The sequence below is a fragment of the Carboxylicivirga mesophila genome (assembly GCF_018271975.1).
Taxonomy (GTDB): Bacteria; Bacteroidota; Bacteroidia; order Bacteroidales; family Marinilabiliaceae; genus Carboxylicivirga; species Carboxylicivirga mesophila.
In genome coordinates this window covers 118,068-139,474 of sequence record NZ_JAGUCN010000002.1, presented here as the reverse complement: position 1 = coordinate 139,474, position 21,407 = coordinate 118,068, and the positions used below count along the sequence as shown (strand labels likewise).

The 21,407-nt window shown below is 41.9% G+C and carries 14 protein-coding genes; 4 read left to right on the top strand and 10 right to left on the bottom strand.

Annotation, left to right across the window (positions count from 1 at the left end):
* Positions 1 to 49 precede the first annotated feature (49 nt).
* The 10 genes from KEM09_RS02635 to KEM09_RS02590 all read right to left on the bottom strand — a co-directional run bounded on the left by KEM09_RS02635 (position 50) and on the right by KEM09_RS02590 (position 16,525).
* Positions 50 to 1,240: a serine hydrolase domain-containing protein gene (locus tag KEM09_RS02635; RefSeq protein ID WP_212225101.1), complete on the bottom strand. Its 1,191-nt coding sequence runs from the start codon at positions 1,238 to 1,240 to the stop codon at positions 50 to 52.
* A 21-nt stretch (positions 1,241 to 1,261) separates the two neighbouring features.
* Positions 1,262 to 2,857 carry a T9SS type A sorting domain-containing protein gene (locus KEM09_RS02630; protein ID WP_212225098.1) on the bottom strand — a complete coding sequence of 532 codons (1,596 nt, stop codon included), beginning with the start codon at positions 2,855 to 2,857 and terminating at the stop codon, positions 1,262 to 1,264.
* A gap of 18 nt (positions 2,858 to 2,875) precedes the next feature.
* Positions 2,876 to 4,408 (bottom strand): sulfatase family protein, encoded by a 1,533-nt coding sequence (locus KEM09_RS02625; protein ID WP_212225083.1) that lies wholly within the window; start codon positions 4,406 to 4,408, stop codon positions 2,876 to 2,878.
* 35 nt (positions 4,409 to 4,443) lie between these two features.
* Positions 4,444 to 5,877 carry a hypothetical protein gene (locus KEM09_RS02620; protein ID WP_212225081.1) on the bottom strand — a complete coding sequence of 478 codons (1,434 nt, stop codon included), beginning with the start codon at positions 5,875 to 5,877 and terminating at the stop codon, positions 4,444 to 4,446.
* Between the two features lie 16 nt (positions 5,878 to 5,893).
* A complete protein-coding gene (locus tag KEM09_RS02615) occupies positions 5,894 to 7,591 on the bottom strand; it encodes a RagB/SusD family nutrient uptake outer membrane protein (RefSeq protein ID WP_212225079.1) in 1,698 nt (565 codons plus the stop codon).
* A 16-nt stretch (positions 7,592 to 7,607) separates the two neighbouring features.
* Entirely contained in the window at positions 7,608 to 10,733 is a 3,126-nt protein-coding gene (locus KEM09_RS02610) for a SusC/RagA family TonB-linked outer membrane protein (protein ID WP_212225077.1), read from the bottom strand.
* A gap of 15 nt (positions 10,734 to 10,748) precedes the next feature.
* On the bottom strand, positions 10,749 to 12,137 hold the full coding sequence (locus KEM09_RS02605) for a hypothetical protein (protein ID WP_212225075.1): 1,389 nt from the start codon (positions 12,135 to 12,137) through the stop codon (positions 10,749 to 10,751).
* A 385-nt stretch (positions 12,138 to 12,522) separates the two neighbouring features.
* A complete protein-coding gene (locus KEM09_RS02600; RefSeq protein WP_212225073.1) occupies positions 12,523 to 14,793 on the bottom strand; it encodes a sulfatase/phosphatase domain-containing protein in 2,271 nt (756 codons plus the stop codon).
* A gap of 73 nt (positions 14,794 to 14,866) precedes the next feature.
* Positions 14,867 to 15,730: a T9SS type A sorting domain-containing protein gene (locus tag KEM09_RS02595; RefSeq protein ID WP_212225062.1), complete on the bottom strand. Its 864-nt coding sequence runs from the start codon at positions 15,728 to 15,730 to the stop codon at positions 14,867 to 14,869.
* 375 nt (positions 15,731 to 16,105) lie between these two features.
* Positions 16,106 to 16,525, bottom strand: coding sequence for a hypothetical protein (locus KEM09_RS02590; RefSeq protein ID WP_212225060.1), 420 nt, complete (start codon positions 16,523 to 16,525; stop codon positions 16,106 to 16,108).
* A 566-nt stretch (positions 16,526 to 17,091) separates the two neighbouring features.
* Between KEM09_RS02590 and KEM09_RS02585 the strand changes: the two genes are divergently transcribed.
* From KEM09_RS02585 to KEM09_RS02570, 4 genes are all read left to right on the top strand, one after another.
* Positions 17,092 to 18,333 carry a site-specific integrase gene (locus KEM09_RS02585; RefSeq protein WP_212225058.1) on the top strand — a complete coding sequence of 414 codons (1,242 nt, stop codon included), beginning with the start codon at positions 17,092 to 17,094 and terminating at the stop codon, positions 18,331 to 18,333.
* Positions 18,314 to 19,297 carry a hypothetical protein gene (locus tag KEM09_RS02580; protein ID WP_212225050.1) on the top strand — a complete coding sequence of 328 codons (984 nt, stop codon included), beginning with the start codon at positions 18,314 to 18,316 and terminating at the stop codon, positions 19,295 to 19,297. The genes KEM09_RS02585 and KEM09_RS02580 overlap by 20 nt, the downstream gene beginning before the upstream one ends.
* A gap of 85 nt (positions 19,298 to 19,382) precedes the next feature.
* Positions 19,383 to 19,670 carry a helix-turn-helix domain-containing protein gene (locus KEM09_RS02575; RefSeq protein ID WP_212225047.1) on the top strand — a complete coding sequence of 96 codons (288 nt, stop codon included), beginning with the start codon at positions 19,383 to 19,385 and terminating at the stop codon, positions 19,668 to 19,670.
* A gap of 97 nt (positions 19,671 to 19,767) precedes the next feature.
* Positions 19,768 to 21,405, top strand: a complete 1,638-nt coding sequence (locus KEM09_RS02570) for a phage/plasmid replication domain-containing protein (protein ID WP_212225045.1) — start codon at positions 19,768 to 19,770, stop codon at positions 21,403 to 21,405.
* Positions 21,406 to 21,407: the final 2 nt, after the last annotated feature.

Below are 21,407 nucleotides of genomic sequence, written 5' to 3'. Positions count from 1 at the left end.
CTTATTCCGTTTCCAGTCACTTTGTTATCGTGTATCAACCTACTCCATATCACCTAGTAATAGCGGGCACAATGTACTCCTGCAAATAGCTGAATGGCTGCCTGGTTCCATAGCTTGTAAACACGGCTACAGCCTTGAGCTCGGGCAGAACGAATATAAATTGTCCTAAAGCCCCACGAGCTGATATCACTTCGTATGACTTCCCCTGGTAATCGACCTGATGCTGCCACCAGAAATAGCCATATTGGTTTTTACCATTATTGACCTTAGCTGTTGTGGCTTTTGTAATCCAGTCTTTGGGCACCACCTGCTGCTGCATCCAACGCCCTTGATTGAGTGTAAGAACACCCAATTTGAGCATATCGCGCGAACATAACTTGAGACCGGCCGCCGCTTTTGTTAAACCACATGGGTTTGTTTCAAATGCATAATCATCAATCCCTAAAGGCATAAAAAGATGGGCGTGAACATAGTCCTCAAGTTTGCTGCCGGTTGTATTATAAATGATGTGATTAATAATCTCCGGATCGATGCCCTGGTATTTATAGTGTTGACCCGGCTCAAGCAAAGAACAGTTAGATAGAATTGATGGTATACATTGGTTTACTGCCAGTTCGTTACTTTTGGGATGATCTTCATTCAGACGTATCCCCGATTGCATGGAAAGGGCGTCGGCCAATGAGATATCTTTGGCCAACTCGGGCAAATCACCAGTATTTAACTCAGGCAAATACTTTAAAATCTTATCCTCCTCACTGTCCACTTTACCTTGAGCAATAGCTATTCCCAAGGCATAAGCTGTTACACTCTTTGTTATTGACATCTGAAAATGAGGCTTATCCCATGCTGCATCAGCAAAGTACTCTTCCACCACCAGTTTGCCATCTTTAAAAAGTAAAAAGCTATCGACACTTCCCTTTTTGCTTGACTTAATACGCTCAGGATCGCTATACCAATTCAGGTTATCTTTTTCAATAACACGAATAAGCTGCATCAACTTTTCCGTTTCAACAATCACATTATCAACAGCCGCCACCGCCAGGCCATCGCCTCTGTCAACCGGCACCTGATAGGCCTGATTGCTGCGCTGATTAAAATTCGCCAGTTGCACCCTCCTAGTTTCAGAAGGACGCGTTACCTGCGTTTTTTCAGTGGCTACCCCGTCGGCTTGTTGATGCTGTGCCGTCACCATCAGATGATGGCTTATCAGCAACAGTGATATGGTGAAGATTCTTTTCATTATTGCCAGCCAATAAGCGAATTAGTTTTTAACTAACTTCTTTGTGATAAAAGACCTGTCGCTACTCAGACACACCAAATAGTTGCCATTGGCCAGATCCCCAACCGAAAAATCAACACGCGATGAATGCGTCGTTGAAACATTTACTTCTTTTACCAATGCGCCGCTGATATTATAAACCTTCAAGGAATCATAGCCTTGTCCGGCACGGATGCCATCTAAGCTTACTTGATTTTTAGATGGATTCGGGCTTAACACCACCTCATCCTCCATCTGACGGTCGCGAATGGCACTTGGCTTTTCTGAGAAAAAATCGTTGTACTTATTAAAGAAATCGGTTCCCAGAAACTGTGGCAATGCAGCCAGGCCAAAGAACATGCACGAGTAATCAACACCTTCCACCTTGTTGGGCTTCCAATCCAAATCACTGTAGCTATACTTCCACAGAATAGTAGTGCCCGGCAGTACATCCACCTGACCAATCTTGCGTGTATCTTTCAGCATCGACAGCAGGTCTTCTCGCACCCTGTCGGGTGCTGCTGGTGAAAATCCGGCCAGGATATGAGGTGATACATTCAGGTTTTGATTCTGATCCTTTGATGTACCCATGTTTTCGGGCAGGCAAATACGATCCACCTGGTACTTGCTATCGGGTGCTCCAACGCCGGCTCCTGTGCCATATTCATAGGGCTGCCAACCAAGCGCTTTCAAATCCACATCGCCCGCATCACTGCGGTCGGCCCACCATGCTGAATCAGCCTTCATGGCCATTCGCATTTCATCAATATAGGCTTTATTGGAAGAGAAGTGATTCACAAAATTATGGTTGAACATGAATGTAAACATGGAAGTGAAGCGGGCCAGAGATGGCGAGGCTACTTCAAAATCACCATCTTTACCATTGTAAACAGCGTGTTTCAGGTTGGATGGATTCTCATAGTGCTTCATCCACAGCTTATGTGCTGGCGAATTCTCATCATTAGCCTGATTTTTAGCGAACCAGGCCACAATCATGTATTCATTAAAGGGCACTGTCCAGTTGCCATTCGGTGTTCCGTCCTCGTACATACCGAGAGCAATTTGTCCTTTATCCACATCGCCCACAAATACAGAATGATCGGTTGTGTTATACAAGTTGGTTGCCAGCTCATATATTTCGGTGTTATCCTTAAAGTAGTTACGGGCAAACAATGCACCACCCAACATCAGATCCGTATCAATGGGGCTCCAGTTTGAGCCACGTGCTGCACCGGTATTAATATCATAAAAGTGGATATAACAGCCTTTAGCAGTGCGAGGCAAATTAAACCCCGGAACTTGTCCAGATACCGCTTTCAGGGTTTGTATCACCTTCTCTTCGGCAGTTGGCTCCCAGCCCATGGCATGCCCTACACATAGCGACATAAGCCCCATTCCGATATTGGCTACCGAGCCCCTGTCGGTTGTGCCTTCCATCTTCACCATATCGTAATAGGCACCATTGGTATGGCGTAGGGCCTGGTAAAACTTATAAGTATTGTGGAATAATTCTTCCAGTAACTGGTCGTCGGTTTTTTGTGCCTTTACATTAACCACAAGGGCTAAGGTAAAGACCAGTAATATCTTTAATAACTTCATCTTGTACAGATTAAAAAATTAATGTTTAGCCTTTTTCGCCTTCTTATTAGCAGCCTTGTTTTTCTTCTTCAGTTCTGCTTTTCGCTTGATTTCTTCCAACTGCTCATCTGGCATCAGGCTTCTTTTTGTCGGGAATTCATTCTGCATATAATCATTCACCAACTTCTTATCCTGACGATTATCAAACATAGTAAGCGCCGGGTCATTCTTTTCCACCATCCAGTTGCGTAATGCCTGTTGCAGCTCAGCCAGCTCCTTCTGATAATTGGGATCATCAATCAGGTTATTGGTTCCATCAGGATCATTCACCACATCGTATAGCTCCTCAGGTACGCGGTAGCGGTACATTTTGGCCCACTCGAGGTACTCGGCGTATTCAGGATCCTTCTCGATGGTTTTTAATATCTCGCCTTCGTTGGAGTTGGAATAGCGATAGCCCGTCATGTGCCAGGGGTTGAAGATGTACCTGAATCGCTTGTTATCAACTGAGCGCATGGGTGTGGCCTTACCGCCAATTTTATAATCAATCTCACCAAAATGATAGTTGCGGTCTTTCTGCTTCTTACCTTTGACAAGAGGCATAAAAGACTTTCCATCTGTCTGCTCTTTAATCGTGATGCCTGTCGCATCCAAAAAAGTAGCGAACAAATCCACTTCAGCCACCATGTGCTCGTCATCCACATGCCCTGCTTTCATGCCGGGATGGTGAATGTAAAACGGTGTTTTGGTGCTGGCCACATAGGTATTGGCCTTTGCAAACGGAAAGGCAGACCCATTATCCGAAAGAAATACAATCATGGTATTGTCGTATAAACCGGCCTCTTTAAGTGCATCAATCACCGCATTAAAGGTATCATCCAAACGACGAATCGAGTTATAATAGCAGGCCAGTTCGTAACGTACCTGTGGTATATCCGGCAGATAACCCGGCACCTCCACCTCATCTGGCGAATAAAGTTTTGATGGCCGCTCCTCGCCTTTTTTCATGGGTTTCTCCGGATCATAAAACGGGCGGTGCGGATCGTGCGAATTCACCATAAAATAGAAGGGCTTACCCTCGGCTTTGCAACGCTCAAAAAACTCAGTACTGAATGCCGCATATTTCGATGGGCTACGACCGGCTCCCAACTCGGCATAGTCGTGCACATAATCCCATTTAAACTGCATATCGGGTGTTGAGTGATTTACCTTGCCTAAGATACCAGCGAGATAACCGTTATCCTGAAACGTATGCATAGTAGTGGGCACTTTCTTTTTCATGTGCATAAAGCCCATCATACCACTTGACACGCCATACAAACCGGTGGCCATGATGCTTCGGCTGGGCATACAAATAGGCGAATTGGTATGTGCCTGATCAAAACGCACACCCTCATCGGCAAACTTATCCAGGTTGGGTGTCAGGTCAGGAATATTACGCCCAAAGGTGCCGCTGGCCTCGTAACCCAAATCATCAGCTGTGAATAGCAATATATTGAGAGGCTTATCCTGAGCCCGGGTTACTCCCAGGCTCAGAACAAAAACTAAAACTATAATAATTCGATTCATCATATCGTGTAAATAATTGCTGTTACCAGCCGTTAAGTTTACTCACTGTCTAGAAATGTACCTTCGATATTAAACGATTGTGGCGCCAGATAACCCGGATTCGGACCATCCTTATCAGCCACCATATGAAACATGAAACGCAATTGGTTAGAGGCACTTATCGGCAGTGAGGCCTTATCGATAGTTGCCGCCATTTCGAAATAGCCATAACCTGTATTTTCATCGGTTCCGGCTGTTGGGGTAGTACCCAATGAGGTAGCCACCTGTTGCCAGCTGTTTACGGCTGCTTTCTTCTCATCCTGAGTGGCCATAGCCAGCATGGCCTGGTATTCTTCTTCAGTACACACTCTAATATCGCAACGTAACAAGCCAGAGGTTAACTCAGCTGCCTTATTGGCTAAGAATGAAGCATCAACTCTTACTTCCTGCACATCGCGCACATCAACCACCTCATTAAGAATAACGATGGATTGCGATTTGTTAGCTGTCTCGGTATCATAGCCAAGATCTGCGTTAAATGCCAACCAGCGCAGTATTGGTGTAGCATCAAACTCATCGAGCGGATGATTTTTATCGGCCTGTACATTCCAAAATGCTCTACCACTCTTAAGCGCTCCATAGATTAGGTGCATTTGCAGACCACCCACCAAGGTCTCGGGCTGATCATTTCGCGGACCGGTATCTTCACCTGATAAATCCATGGCAAAAATAGCCTGGTCGTATGGCAGGTTGAGTTTTTTTACATTCACAAGCAGTTGAGCCACTTCAGGCTGACTCACGGTGCCTGTAAATGTTAAGGTGTAGGTACCAACTTCAAATGGCCCGACCATTTTTACCACGCCAATATCTGTAGCGCCCTCTTCCACATAATCTGATTCACGTCCGAATGTAAACACGTCGACTGGTGTCATTAATACCTCTTCAATGCCCATGTTGGCAAACAGGATGCTTACGCCCGGCAATAACCCTTCAAGCACATTCCCCACTTCATCCACCGGCTCGCCTGCCGGATTCACCAGCAGTTCTATTTCGTTGGTGCCCGTTGGCGTTTGAATACTGATAACCGGTAACAGGTCCTCCACCACTTCCAGTTTAATGGCTTCGTTATTAAGCAATGTTCCATAGTCATTGCTGACTTCAACAGCAATGGTGTAAGTGCCCAGTTCAAGTAAATTATCGACTGGCAAGGCAATCAATCCGCTGCCATCCATCGTAAACGGGTGCGCTTCAATTACCACCGCCTCTTCAGCTTCCAAGGCCAGGTAACTGACGCTCAATAAGCTGTAAGTCATTTTACCTTCGCCCCTTACCAGGGGTAAACCCGATGACCATTCGGCACCCTGATTCACCGTGGCTGCATAGTTCTGATAATCGACCACCGAAGGAGCCGCATTGAGTTCCAGAACATCTTTGTCTTCGGTACAGGCCCAAAGACCTAAAATCAGTAATATGGATATAATATATCGTGTCATAATTGTAGTGTTTTAATTACTTCCAAAGAGGATGTTGCTGCACATTTTTATTAAGTGTAATCTCATCATTTGGTATCGGAAATACATTGTGACGCTCTTCCACTGCGTTACCCGGATAAGTCAGAAACTCATCTTTAGCCGGATCATAATCGGGATGATTAACGATTAAGGTATTCTGCTCTTTCATGGCCTCTACCAGGGTACCCCAGCGTACCAGGTCAAAGCGGCGCAACCCTTCGAAACACAGTTCACGGCTACGTTCATCTTTAATCACTTCAAACAGTTGTTCCTGTGTTAAGGCCAAGCCTTCTGAAGCCAGCAGCTCCTGAACGGTTGCAGCACCGGCACGCAGGCGAACGGCATTGATATTATCGATGGCATCGAGTGTTGGACCATAAAGCTGGTTAACAGCCTCGGCTTTCATCAGCAATACATCGGCATAGCGCAATAAGGGATAGTTGATAGATGTTCGCCACTTATTAATCGCGCCACTTTCGAGCACACGGGCTGTGTAAACGTCATCGCCCGAAGCATTGGTGCCTGACACCACTTTTTGCACACGTCGCCATTTACCACCATACCAACGCAACTTATTGCTGATATCTCCTGGAAATGAATAGGCGCCATCCTTGAAGTTGATGTTGTATGGAATACTATTCCAGCCATGGCGTTCATCGGGATTTAATCCAGGCGTTTCTTCATACTCCGCTCCGTAGAGTTGGTTTAAGGTAGCCGTGATATAGACTAATGGGTTACCTTCAGGATCATCATTTACTTCGCCACCAACTTTAGGACCGTTGTAGTTGCCTATGAAACCACCTAAATCGCGTTCGGTAGTGAATTTAAATACCACTTCCCACATGATTTCGCGGTTATCCTGAACTTCCTGAATCTGATTCAGGAAAACTTCACTGTAATCGTCGAGCAGAGAGTGACGGCCTGATTCAATAACGGCATTACAATGCTTCACCACCTGGCTGTAGCATTCCTCAACACCTACAACACCACCATTAACGCGCACGCCGGCCAGGTGCAGGTAGGCACGTGCCAGTAAACCGTGAGCCACCGATTTGGATACCCGGCCAAAGGCATAAGGTTCGTCGGGCAACATGCCGGTGGCAGCACTCAGGTCCTCTATAATCTGGTTGTATACCACTTGTGGCTCCTGACTCTTGAGGTGCAGATCGCCATTATCTTCTGCAATATCAACAAATGGCAAGGTACGTACCGGCACATATTCAAACATGCGCACCAGGTTCAGGTAGGAAAAGGCGCGTAAGGTTAAGGCCTCTCCAATCATGGCCTGACGTTGTTCCAATGTCATATAGGCTATTGTGTCGCGTCCCTCAAGGTTATAAATCAGATCATTCGTTCTGGAGATAAGCGTGAACGACATGGTCCATATCCGTTTGATATCAGTATTAAATGCATTGTAGTTGAATTTCGATATCTCACTCCCGCGTGTACTGCTAGCCAGCTTATTGTGCAAAAACTCATCTGTCCCGGCACTCAGCCAAATGGACATGTGCTCTTTATATAACTCGGCCAGTTTGCTATATACGCCGGCCAGGGCCATATCAGCCTGATTCCTGTCTTTATAGTAATCATCACGCTCAAATTCATTGGTTGGGTCCAATTCGAGAAATTCGCAAGACGTAAGACCGGCCACTACAATGACAAACAGTGATATGTAATATTTCAATTGCTTCTTCATGATTTCATCTTTTTAATTAGAATGTCATATTTAGGCCAAACGTAAATGAACGTCCTTTTGGATAGGCCGAATAATCAATACCACGGTTTAAGGCTTCGTTTCTTACCGATACCTCAGGATCGTATCCAGAATACTTGGTGAACACATATAGGTTATCAACGGTGGCTGACAATCTGATTCTTTCAATATTCAGCTTATTGGTTAGTGTCTTAGGCAGTGTATAGCCCAATGCCACATTCTTAATTCTGATGTATGAACCATCTTCCACCCAGAAGTCGCTCATCATTTTACCACTGTAAACAGGTATGTAAGTCTGATCGCCTGCCGGAGCGGCCCACACACCATATTCTATCGGATTATCGGGTGTCCAGCGGTTGGCCACTTCGCCCAGGTAATTGCGGTTGCGCTGGGCTCCCGGCACACCAAACACAGCGCGGTTGCCGTTAAAAATATCGTTACCATACGACCAGGTTACCAACACGCCTAAGTCAAATCCTTTATATTCGAAGGAGTTATGCAAACCACCATGATGAATGGGATTAGGATCTCCTATGATTTCACGGTCGTTCTCATTCACAATACCATTGCCATCCAAATCGGCATACTTTGGCATACCAGGCCCCAGCTTACCAGCCGTGTAATCCAGTCCGGTAACGCCATCCTTCAGAATGTATTCGCCCGTGGCCGAATCGTGAATAAAATCATCCACCTGATAGATGCCTTCCATGCGGTAGCCATACATGACACCAACAGGCTGCCCAACAAATAAACCATAGATGTTTTCTTCGGAGAAAATGCCTCCTACGCCCGGATTGTAAAGGCGCTCATCCTCACCAACACTCAGGTTCTTCACCTTATTGCGGTTGAAGGAGATGTTAAAGTTGGTGGTCCACTTAAAGTTTTTCGTATCTACATTAACTGTTTGCAGTGTTATTTCCACACCGTAGTTGCTGATGCTTCCACGGTTTTCTTTTACACCTGTAAAACCAGCAGAAGGCGGAACCAGCGCATCCAGCAACAAATCGTCAGTCAGCTTGTAGTAGCCTTCTGTTTCCAGCACAATGCGGTTTTTAAGAAAACCCATTTCGAGTCCGGCATTGTACTGCTGCGTAGTCTCCCACTTAAGGTTGGTATTGGCCAATTTCTTTTGGTAGATGGCCGGGATATATGAGTTACCGAAGTAATAGCCATTACCACTACCCAATGTCACCAATGAATCAAAATTACCAATACGGTTGTTACCCGTAGTACCATATCCACCTTTCACCTTCAGGTTCGAAAACACATTCAGGTTTTGAATAAATGGCTCTTCGATAGCACGCCATGCCAGTGCAAATGATGGGAAATACCCAAATTTATTATCGGTTGGAAATTTAGAGGAGCCATCGGCACGCATCGAGGCTGTTAACAGGTACTTATCGAGATAGGTATAATTAACACGTGCCAGACCTGACATCAGCCGGGTATTAGACAAGCTGGATGTTGACACCTGCGGGTTAACGCCTAACACAAAGTTATTCCATCCGAAATCATCAAACGGAAAATTGTTACTCTTCATGTAGGTATTATAAATTTTGGTATCCTGTAGTGTAAAACCTCCCAACACATTCAGGTGATGATCACCCTTCTTCAGGTTATAGGTTAAAGTATTCTCATTGATCCACGAGCGGCGTTGAACATTACTCACGCTACCATTGATACCTTCAGTACCTCTATCTGCCTGATTGGTACCTGTATTAAAGAACGTCTTGACTTGTTTATGATCAAATGTATAACCAAAAGTAGTTCTGAACTTCAGGTTTTTGGCCACTTTATAATCCAGGTAAGAGTTAACCTGCACCACATCCCGGGGTTCAGAACGATCTGTGTTTTCCAATGTTTGGTCAGGAGGGAAATAGCCTGCATTATAATCATCCTGCTCATCGTCCGATTCAATATCATCCAACGGCAAAATAGGACGGAACATAATAGCACTCTTAATGGCGCTTACTGTTGAAGTTGATATCTTCATGCCGGTATACTCAGTATTGGTATACGACGCATTAATACCCACCTCCAGCTTATTGTTGATTTTATGATCGACCTTTAAACGCCCTGTAAACCTTTTGAACCCGGTATTTATCATGGTTCCATCTTCATCTACATAACCAAAGGAAGCGAACAGTTTGGTTAAATCATTACCTGCCTGCATAGATGCATTGACCCGACTGAAGTTACCAGGTTTAAAAATCTCGTCCTGCCAGTTGGTGCCTTTTACGTTTCTGTATTGTTCCGGATCACCATAGCTCAGGTTGTTCTGTTCCTGCTGCAACCTGGCAAACTCATATGGTGACAGCACGTCTAAACGGCGCTCCTGTGGAATAACACTCACACCTTGTTGCACATTTACATTCACACGCGTTTTGGCCTCATCAATACCTCCCTTAGTAGTGATTATTACCACACCATTTGAACCACGCGAACCATAAATAGCAGTTGCCGATGCATCCTTTAGAATGTCGATACGTTCAATATCTTCAGGTGCGATGGTGGTGATGTAGGTCGGATCATCAATGGGGAATCCATCTACAATATACAATGGGTCAGAGTTTCCGGTGATGGAGTTGCTACCGCGGATTTCGAACACCATAGCCTGTCCGGGTGCCCCATCGGCCTTATTGAGACGCACACCCGCCAAACGACCTTGCAGCATTTCGTCTACCGACGGCGCCGCATTATCCTCAATCTGACTGAGTTTAATGGATTTGATAGATCCTGTAACATCTTTGGCTTTGGTTGTTCCGTAACCTGTTACCACAATCTCCTCCAACTGCTCCGAATCACTTGCCAAAGCCACACTCAACTGCGTTTTACCACCAACAGGTATTTCCTGCGTTTCCATACCTATAAATGAGAAGATAAGCACATCGCTCTCTTTTACGCGAATGTTGAACTTGCCTTCATAATCGGTAATTGTACCTTCGGTGCGGCCTTTGATGCGTATCGTAACCCCGGGCATAGGATCGCCGGTTTGTTTTTCAACCACCAGGCCTGTTACCTTCTTAAACTGTGCCTGTGCCAACACATCTGCACTAACAAATAGCAAACTGATTACTACCGTGAGATATATTGCCTTACTCAAATATGTTTTTAATGTCATCATTTCACTTTGATTGGGTTAATACTTTGCTCTTACCTGCCACTTATAAACAAATGCTTCGCGACCCAGATTTCCTAGTTCAGGATTCAGGTGTACAGCTTTTAAAGCCATGCGCACCTTACTACCCACAAAGTCGCCCGGTATAGCAAAAGCCTGCGTACCTTCGCCTGCAGCCAACAAGCTGGATTCCTTAATCGGATTGGAATAAGGCAGCATGCCAGGTGCAATGTTCGCTTCTATTTCAAACCATTGAGATGCAAAGGGATCCTCTTCGTTATAAGCCTCATCATCGCACACCAAGAGTGCAAAGCGCTGATTGAAATCATTGTCGATGTAACGCTTATAGGCGGCTATCTCGGCATAGGCACTTATAGCTCCTTCCAGCTGAATTGCGTCGCTCACCACTATAGACACACACTCGGTTGTACTGGAAGCGGTTTTAAAGCTGAGAAAAAGTGTATTAACCCTTTCTCCTCCGCCCGTTTGATCCATCACAACAGGTGCTGTGGCTATGTGCCATGAGTTGGTGAATCGATTGCCCTTAAAAATGGGGCCGTTCGTTGATTCGCTCAGCTCGGTGGTATAATCTTCCTCGTTAACTACATCGGTGTAACTACCTGCCAAGGTAGATGCAGTGCTGTTGATTAAACCAAGGCTCACCTCATTGGGTGTTTTGTACTCGGCATTATAGGCCAGCTTACCTACATTGGCACCAATAATCTCAATGGTGATGGCCTTGGGTGCGTTGTAGCTGCCCAATTCGTTGGCTACGCCTACATCGTAGGTTTTAATCAGCTTACTATCATCGGCCACATCAACCTCAGCAATCTTTTCAATTTCTCCTGTTTGCTCATCTATTGCAAAATAGTTGAAGGGATCATCCAACGAAAAGGAATAAGGACCGCCACCATTAACGTTAGCCGGTGAAGTGAGATCGCCCGTTGAAGTCCCGTAAAACGAATACAGCGACGGCACATAACTCAGTTTGCTTGGTTGCACCTGCACTGCAGTAAAAGCAAAAGCATTTTCAAACACCTCTGAACCTGATGGGTTGCTCACCTTCACAGCCAGCGAGTACTCGCCAGGCAGTAAACGACAATACTCTTTGATGTTAATATTTCCCTTATTACTATCAATAGAAAACGAGGATGCTTTCACCTCATCTGATGCCGGGCCATCGATAGATTCGATGGTAAATATAGCTCCTTCACCTCCCATTACTGTTGGCGTCACCGATACGTAATCATCACCAATGCGGTAGGTATCGATAGACATGTAACGTAATGAATGAGGCACGCCTGCATACTTCTCATCATCGAGAAAGGTGTCACAGGCCGTCACAAAAAACAATAAGGTAACAGGAAGCAACAACTGTTTCCAATTAAACCTCTTTTTTCCATTTTCCATAAAACTGGTTTTTCTATTACTTACTGATTCATTCATCTAAAAATCCTGAAAAACATTTTTTCTTTTTTTCAGATTCTTTAACAGCAAATATATTTTGGGCTCAAGCGCCTTCTAAAAAAACAACTGCAATAGAACTTTCATTTAATACATTATAGCCGTTCAATCGCCGATATATTACCCCAACAGCACAACCCAAATCAATCCTTTAATCATTATCTGACTGCACATTACATCATTTAATTTTTTAATCTTTTCATTACATCTTTATTTGCAAAATAAATGCACATATAGCTCATATATTAACTCAACTTTAGTTTTAAATATACAAAAAAGGATGCCCGACATGGACATCCTTCCTTTATGACTGTGCAAATATGTTACTCGTTTAAATCTTAGTGACCTTTCCGATCTTTGAAATGCCAGTTTCAGTAATAGCCCTTAGTAAATAGGTACCATTATTGAGGTTATTGAGTGACAGCTGACTAATATTGGCACCACGCTCAACAGCCACCAAGGCGCCATTCAATGCATATACTTCAATACTTGCCACATGTTCTAACCCTTTAATGCTTACATCTCCATTGGTTGGATTGGGGTAAAAATACCCCTGTTCAGTTCCGATGTTTTTAATGTCAGTTGACAGATTATCAACGAAGGTCAGCTCATCAAACCATATGGTACCATCTGCATTGGGCGTAGTTGCCCCCATGATAATACTGAGCTGGTTATAGGTATTTTGCAAGCTGGCATAGGGTATATCTGAGAAGTCAAGCCTAATTTCGCTCCATCCGGCATTGCCTGTCACCGTGCTTTTTTTAACCAAAACATCACTTCCATCTTTTGACAGTGCAATCTGTATATCTGTACTGATATCGGATCGTACCTTTAAAGACAAGTATCTATTTACCATCAGATCCCAAAACTGATCGCCCAGATTAACAGACAGAGTGGTTGCCGTTGTGGCTCCATTGCGCACTATCCTACCTGTATTTAGTGAAGCATTGGCGTCACTATTATCCGGATTATTAACCACCCGATAGGCTGAACCAGCACTATTTTGCAACTGCCAGTTGAGCTTGGCCTGATTATTCTTATAGAGACCTCCCTCAAAATCCTCGGCAATCACGTCGGCGCCTGGCACTTCATACTGCTGCTTCAAACTGGCCAGTTTGAGCTTTAGCGCCTTAACCACATCAGCATAGGCTTCATTCTTATACACATTATTGACTTCGTGAGGATCATTAACTAAATCGTAAAGCTCCCATGCGTCATCGGTGTAAAAATTAATGAGCTTGTATTGGCTGGTTCGCACCCCTTCATGACGTGGAATACCATGCTTACCATGATCATAATAGTGGTAATAAACAGCATCACGCCAATCAGATGGCACATTGCCTTCCACCACATTCTTAAACGATTCACCCTGCATATCTCCGGGTATGTTTATATCCAAATAATCAAGTAAGGTTGGTGCAAAATCGATGTTTTGAACAAATTCCTGCACTTTAGTATCAGGCATGATGTGATTGGGATATCGCATCAGTAGTGGCATCTTCATACCATCCTCGTATATAAAACGCTTTTCGTAATAGCCATGCTGCCCGGTGAAGTAACTTTGGTCGCCACAATAAATGACTATGGTATTATCGGTTAATCCATTAGTATCCAAATAATCGAGTATCCGCTTAACATTTTGATCAACACCAGCTACCACCTTGAGGTAATCTTTAATAAAGCGCTGATAGGCATAGGCTTTACCACTCTTCTCGCCGGGCACAACCTGTCCGGATGCCACTAAAGCGTCGTATTCAGCATTTGCGGCATCATAATAGGCATGATAGGCCTTCCGCTGCTCTTCAGTCATTCGCTCCAGCAGCTTATACTCGGCCAAATTATATTCGCCATACTTAGGAAAATAATTGTATGCCGTTGATTCTATGTCGAAACGCAGACGGTTAATGGCTGTAGACGCATACTTTTCGCGCGTGCTATAATCATCATAAAGCGTTTCAGGTTCCGGAATCGTTTCGTCTTCATATAACTCCAGGTTACGAGCCATGGGCATGCGGGTAACATGAGGCGCCTTATAGTGCACCATCAAACAGAAAGGCACATCTTTATTGTCGTCCAGCCATGTTAATGACTGATCGGTTATTACATCGGTGGAGTAGCCTTCCACTTGAGTGGTTGCGCCCGTTTGCGCTTTAAAAGTCGGGTTATAGTAATACCCCTGACCACCGCCTTCGGTTAGTATGTTCCAGTAATCAAAGGCATCGCCCGGGTCTTCGCCTTTAAGGTGCCACTTGCCTATAACTGCAGTGGTATAACCATTGTTTTGAAGGATGCGAGGCAACTGCTGTTGCGTATTATCATAGGGTGAACCATTTCCATATACGCCGTTTTTGTGACTGTGCTTACCCGTTAATATAGCCGCCCGGCTGGGCTGACAGATGGAGTTGGCACAATAGCTGTTGAAAAAAATGGCACCCTCATTGGCTATCCTGTCAATATTAGGCGTTTGGTTAATACCATCGTCATACGCACTAATGGTACGGTTGGCATGATCATCAGCCATAATCAACAATATATTTGGCTTCTGCGCGTAGGATGCCATCACCATCAATAGGCCAATCACTATTAAAATACTTTGCCTCATATCTGTTTTCTCCTTAAAATTAAAACAAAAGGGCTATCCCATAGGTAGCCCTTTTCTATAACACTAATAGTTTTTAACGCTTTAATACTTTCTCAGTATAAACTTTACCTTCTGCTTTAGCTTTAACGATGTATAAGCCCCCTGGTAAATTCGCAATATTTATCTGCTTAATTTCATCGCTTTGTAGCTGTGAAACCACACGACCTGTCATATCAAACACAACCACTTCGCTGACTACAGTCTCACTGTTAATTTTTATAAGGTTGTTGTCGTTGATGATTTGTGGTGCCGTAACAAGCTCATCACCAATGGCAGTTGGAACATTATCAGGTATTTCTGTTACTAATTCAAAGTCGTCGAAATAAATTTCTAAATCCTCAGCCCGCTCATCACTCCAATCCAATTGGATCTGGAAGGCATCATAATTATCAGTTTGAGTTTTAGTTGAGATATCGAAATAACATTGCATCCACCCACTCTGATTTGGTGCTAAACCATCCTCGCCATCAACACGGTTTTTAACAACGCCTATCCATATTCCAGGAGCAGGAGAACTTACATTGTCAGCATTCCAAATACCAGCTTTACCACGTGGTTTTAGCACCGTGGCCGGAGTTCCACCTGTCACATAGATATTGACTTTAACTGCAGCATAATCATTTGCCTGAAACGTTTCACCTTCGGGCAATTGAAACATTACTGCATCAATCTTATTTCCTCCATTATTGTCAATTGAATACGCATTAGCTTTTAACACTGTTTGTGAAGAATTTACAGCATCAGGAGCTGGGTTATCAACTAAACTGGTGGTTTGCAACCCACTCCCGCCTATTATAACAGGCCCGTATTGCAATGCAGTTTCAAAATCACAAATTACCTGTGCCGACATTGCGCTCACGGAAAGAGCAAAACCTAAAGAAAGTAAAACTTTTTTCATAACATATAGATTTAAAATTAATTGATATAACAAATCTATAAGTCGGCTGAGAGGAATGACATTATAATGCCTATGTACGACTTTCAAAGAAGATAAATGGTGCATCACACCACCTATACAAGCACAAGCCACAAGATAGCTATCTTATTAAATAACTACACATTACACTTTTTTAGGTTTTTATTTCCAGCAAGATATTTTTTAATAAACACCTGCATAAAAAAGGGTGGAATTAACGTTGATTCAACTAAAAAGGAGCCTACCATGCCAAGCTTGCCTATTTTGAATTACTCCCAAAGGCGTATTGCTTCGATGGATATAACAGCTAAAATGTGCGTCGGCTTTTTACGCAACAAGCAGTAATAGAACACTCGGTTAAGTAAGAATCTCTGCCTGAAGCCTGTCAAAGTGCCGGCGTTTGCGAAGCGCCCAGCCATAGAAACCCGCAGGTGCAAAAATAAAGGTGGGGATGGTGCTGATAAATGGTTCGGGCGTTCCTTTTAACGAATGCATGCCAAAGGTAAGCGCCGAGGTTAACAACGTTGGAATCAATACTGCCATCAGCAGTGCATTTCGTCGCTGTCCGATTCTTATGGCAATATTCTCAGTCATTTTGGTCATAACTCCTCCAATAACAAAGGTGTATAGCCCTTGCTTGGATGCGGCCACCAACGCCAGCTGCCAGCCATGCGCATAGTTGACCACAAAAACAATGGCACCCAAAAAGAGTGCGCCTGCCGTTCCCATCTTAACATCAAAAAACGGATTACCTGTGGCTGCTTTATTGTTTCTCATGTCACTCAATTAGATTTCGGAGCAGGCTAAAGCAAAAATGATACCAAGACAAATTTTACTACAAATTGAGATGGTACCTAATCCTAGTTAGGTTTGCACCAAAACCTAGTTAGGTTTACATCGAAACCTAGCTAGGTTTTAAATATTGCTTAATTACAGCTTTTGTATAGTTGTTACCATTCATAAAAGGTATTGAATAGGTATGGTATAACAAGGCAATATTTCCACCTGAAGACAGGGTTAACAGCTAATCCAAATAGGGAGTGTTCAAATATCGAAAGTAATCGTTTATATTGTTGATGCCTTTAATCTGCAAACTATTGATACGCTATTTCAGGACTAGACAGACACATATCAAAAAAAATCCCCCTGACAATCAGGAGGATTTGTGACCCCGGCGGGACTATTCTGTTAAATTCAATGAGGTTCCACGAGCACACAAAAGAGCGTTTAAACGCCCTGTTAATAAGGGTTTCGTAATTTTAGTTGTTTTATTCGAATTCACATAATCCTGTTTGATATTTCAATTTCTGTGTGTAATATTGTGTGTAAATAACCTACACACAATGGCAATATTTAAATACTATCTTGAAAGAAGAAAAGACAAGGATGGTAACATCAAAACAAAGAATGTTCCCATTATATATTCGTTCAGTTTTAATGGCTATCGCCTAAAAAGTACGGTTGGTGAACGCATCGACCATAAGCATTGGGATGAAAAGAAAGAAAGAGTAAAAGGAGGAAGAGAAAAGCTCCAGATAAATCAAAGGTTGGAAACCTTCAGGGAAAAAGTTCTTCGCCTCTATCGCGAATCTGACATTCTTGGAGAAGTATTTACACCTGAAACGCTCAAACAAAAACTCAACTCAAATAAAAATGGTTGTAAAAAGCTCAAAGAGTATTTCAATGAGTTTTTAGATTCGCTCAAAAACACTTGTACGCCTGGCACTATCAGAAAATATAAATCAGTAGGCAGTCAATTAGAAATTTACATTAACAACAAAAGAAGAGCATTACATTTTAATGACTTCACTCCTGAATTATTTGAAGAACTTGTCACCTACTACATCAATGTTAATAAAAACACAAACAACACGATAGCTAAAAATATAAAAGTTTTAAAGCGCTTTTTGAGCTGGGCACTAGATAAAGGATATCATAGTAATGAGAAGTTTAAGAAGTACACCTTTTCCGAGAAAGAAGGCGAAATCATTGTGCTAAGCATGGAAGAACTTATGCACCTTTACAACTTCACCTTCAAGCAAAAGTATCTTGAGCAAGTTCGAGATGTATTTTGCTTTGGCTGCTTCACAAGCTTAAGATATTCAGACATCGCCAATCTTAAACGAACTCAAATTAATAATAACACATTGCGTTTCTTCTCAATCAAAACCAAAGAACTAATAGAAATCCCACTTAATAACTATGCACAGGAGATACTAGCAAAATATTCTCACCTACCTGATGAAAAATGCCTTCCTGTTATAAGCAACCAAAAAATGAATCTGTACTTGAAAGACATCGGTAAAGCTGTCGGATTTAATGACCACATTACAATCGTTCGTTATCAAGGTTCAAGAAGGATTGAGGAGAGCACACCAAAACACCAACTACTCACATCACATGTAGCACGAAAAACTTTTATTACTAACGCTTTCAGGCTTGGCATACCTTCTGAAATCATTATGATGATATCAGGACACAAAGACCACAGAGTGTTTAAACGCTATAACAAGATAGCCCAAGACCAATTAAAAGAAGCAATGAATAAATTTAACAATGTACCGAATGGAGCGCCAGTCAATTGATACAATAGTCATTAACATTATTAATGGCAAAAAAGAGAATTTAGTTACAAGCAAAATGTTCTTTGACGTCCTTCACTGGAGCTTTATTCATGAAAGAAAGTTCTTAAATGAAGAATTAAGGGAAACTGGTATCGAGAGGGAAATTGAATCACTTGAAGCCATTTTAAAGGCTGAAAAAGAAGATGAAGCCATTGATTTTTATTACAATCAGCTTAACCGATATCTTTCATATCACTTTTTTGAGGATGGAAATTTTCAACACAGAATAATTGGTCATTTTAAAAAGATTAAAATTGATAAGGCCACAAAGAAAAGAATGAGGCAATTAGCTGAAAAAACGAGAAAAAAATATGGTCAGGCAACTACACCGGAACAGTTTACTGAAATCATTTGCAGGGAAATGGTTAAGGACTCAAAAGACCTTAATAAGAAATCAGGATTAAATCTCCGTGCTCGTTTTGACAGAATGTTATATGGCTATCAGCTTAAGAGTGATGAAAACTCAGTAAACTTTTACATTGCTCTAAAAGAATTCAAGTCATTCTTGGAGGGAGAATTATACAAACCAGAAGTAATAATACCCGAAAGAATTAAGGTTTATCAATCCAAAGAGGAAATTGTTAAGTATTTCAATCGATTGACAATTATCAATAAAGAAGAGGGCGAGTTTGAAGGTGAACAGATATTAAGCAAAGAAGATGTTGATAAAGTCCTGTCATTCGCATTTGAGGGATTTGAGCAATTAACCAATTATGAGAAGGTTTTTGTTAAGTGTACTAACGAAAGCCTTAAAAGATTCATTCGAGAATTTTATGACATTGAGAAAACTAAATGTTTGGATGTTAAAGCATACGATTACTATAGCCTTTTGAAAGATGCCTTTTTAAATTTCGAGAATTGGAGCTTAAGCACTGTAAAAGGAAAGTTTTCCAATCCAAGACCAATGAAATATCCATTTCGATAATAATTGGTGACTTTGGTGACTTTTGAAGTCACCACTGTTTCATTGGGTTTCTTGCAGCATAATTAATAATCAAAAACGCAAAATTATGCTGTATTTCGAACTAAATGAAAGCTCACGAGAAGAGCTAAAACAAATCTTCAGAGAGATTATTCAGGAAGAACTTTTAGAATTAAACTCTCAATCCACTCCTCCAAACATTCGTGAAGAAAAGGATATTCTTACCAGAAAAGAAGCGATGGAGCTTCTTAACTGTTCACACAGCACTTTATATCGCTATCAGAAAGAAGGCGAAGTACCCTATTTCAAAATAGGAAAGAAGGTACTTTTTAAGAAAAGTGAGCTTTTAGAATTCATCAAAATCCATCAGAATTAAGGGCAGTTCAGCCTAGTTATTAACAAGGCTGAACCTGTCCAGAAACTAGACACTGTTTTCTGTGATAATTCAGCCCTAACCTTTTAATAATCAACATATGTTTGACTCAATAGGACTACGCATACATAATTTGCAAAAAAATCAACGATTGGTAGATATTTTGGAGAGCTCAAAAACAGCAGATAAGGTATATGAACATCAAAATCCATTTGCCGATTATGTAGATACCGAAACAGGTGAGATTCATAGTAGTAACCAAAGTAAGTATCTTCAATTAAAAAGCATCCACTATGGAGACTCAGGAAAGCAATTAACTTTTTTCAAAGATAAAAAACTAACATCTTCGCATTACTATCTTGGTTATCAGGTAAGATTAGATAGAGATTACATTGAATTTAACTATTCAATTCCCAAGTATATCTTTGGTACAAACATCGTTCAGTTTGTGCCACACATTACGGAATTCAAAAACTCTTATGGTCGGGCACACCTTGAAAGCATGGAGCGAATCCAAGCCATTATTTATGATAGGCTAATCTTCTTTGTGAAGTATTTCCTCAAGATGCAATTTCCATTAATTGATAGTTTTGGTTGGATTGATTTGAATGATGTTGAAATCAATCGGTTGGATATCTGTTTTAATCAATACTTTGAATCAAAAGAGAAAGCCTTAAAGTATTTAGAGTATCAAAAGCGCATTAAAAAGAGATACTTACGAGAAACATCGAAGAATAAAACCGATTGGGGCACTTCTATTTTCCTGAATACTGGCCGTTATGCTGCTAAAATTTACCACAAAGGAACAGAGTACGGAAGTTCTAAAGGTGAGCGTAATCATCACCGCAAAATGAATAAAGCGTTTAAACGCAATCTATTTCAGGTGGAGGATGTATATGATACTAAAGGGAAACTCATTAAAGAAGGCCTTCAATCCCATGCTGATAAGATTCTTCGATATGAGATAAGCTTTAAAAATAGCATGATGAGTCACCTGTATAGAAAAGATGTTTTTGCAAAGTATTGTATTGTCAGAAAGCAACTTGAAAAGAGCTACAAAAAGGTGCGTAAAATTAAGAAGCGTTGTGACCGCTTAATTGAAAAAGGTGCTAAAGACCCCAATAAAGAATTAAGAACATTGACGAAGGAAGAAATAACCGAAGCAAAAATCTATGAAAAAATTCTAAACAAGAAGGTTTCGTTTCGATTGGCCGTTGGTAAAAATACAATTCAAAACAATGAATCGCTTGTAAATTTAAAGTACAGTAGTAAAGGGGATATTTCGCTTCCTATGGAAACATTGTTTTCAAAAGCTCTTGTCAAAGAGATGTTTAATGTGTTCAATGATTTCCTGCAACAATTTAAAATTGACGTACAGGAAAAGTTTACTGATGTGACCAAACGAGTGATGAACTACAATAAAAATGTTGATGCCTACAATGAGCACTTTGCCGACTACAATAAAAAAGGAAAGCAAAGTAAAATCAACATGAATAAGATTAACTCAATTCTAGCACACCTTCAATATCATACTTTGGACGAACTGGTTAAAATGGGAATAATCTCAAGAAGTGGTAAGTATGATATTAAAAGCCGCTTGGAAAAGCTCGGCATTAAGCCGAATCAGCTTGCGGTTGATACAATGGATGTGCATACTGACTTAACGTTTAAACGCTATATCGATTACCAACTATGGGATAAAAGCCCATTGAAAACTAAAAACAAAGTATTTATCTAATC